Below are 224 nucleotides of genomic sequence, written 5' to 3'. Positions count from 1 at the left end.
GGGCATCCTGATCCCGCCCTCCGTGATCCTCGTGGTCTACGCGATCTCGACCGAGCAGAACATCGTCAAGCTGTTCCAGGCGGCGCTGCTCCCGGGGCTTCTCGCGACCCTGTTCTACATCCTCACCATCGCCATCGTGGTGCGCCGCAATCCCGACCTCGCCCCGCCCCACGAGCGCGTCACCTCCGCCGAGCGGCGGCGGGCGCTGATCGCGGTGTGGCCCG

At 69.6% G+C, this 224-nt stretch carries 1 protein-coding gene; it reads left to right on the top strand.

The genetic code is table 11. The features are described from left to right. The coding region (locus F0L46_RS25330) for a TRAP transporter large permease subunit (protein ID WP_149822389.1) at positions 1–224 on the top strand (224 nt) is incomplete at both ends.

It is taken from the genome of Salinarimonas soli (assembly GCF_008386575.1).
In the GTDB taxonomy this organism is placed as follows: Bacteria; Pseudomonadota; Alphaproteobacteria; order Rhizobiales; family Beijerinckiaceae; genus Salinarimonas_A; species Salinarimonas_A soli.
Note: the sequence above shows the minus strand (reverse complement) of the source record. Positions and strands in the feature narration are given on the sequence as shown.